The sequence below is a fragment of the Vreelandella sp. V005 genome (assembly GCF_052645115.1).
Map to the genome: position 1 here is coordinate 1 of NZ_JBQXYA010000025.1, position 369 is coordinate 369.

At 62.1% G+C, this 369-nt stretch carries 1 protein-coding gene; it reads left to right on the forward strand.

The features are described 5' to 3' along the window. A partial coding sequence (locus ACUN8H_RS18765) for an electron transfer flavoprotein subunit beta/FixA family protein (protein WP_445533548.1) occupies positions 1 to 369 on the forward strand: 369 nt, incomplete at both ends.

Below are 369 nucleotides of genomic sequence, written 5' to 3' on the forward strand. Positions count from 1 at the left end.
CGGTCGCCAAGCTGCTGGCCAAAGTCGTGGACGAAGAGCAGCCCGGCCTGGTCATTCTGGGCAAGCAGGCCATCGACACCGACAATAACCAGACCGGCCAGATGCTCGCCGCGCTGACCAATTTGCCCCAGGGCACGTTCGCCTCGGAAGTGGAAATTAGCGGTGACGGAAGTGATAAAAAGGTCAACGTCACGCGTGAAATCGACGGCGGCCTGCAAACCGTGGCACTCACGCTGCCCGCGATCGTCACCACCGACCTGCGCCTCAACGAGCCGCGCTACGCCAAGCTGCCGGACATCATGAAGGCCAAGAAAAAGCCGCTGGATGTCAAAACCCCCGCCGACTACGGCGTCGACGTGGCCTCCAAGG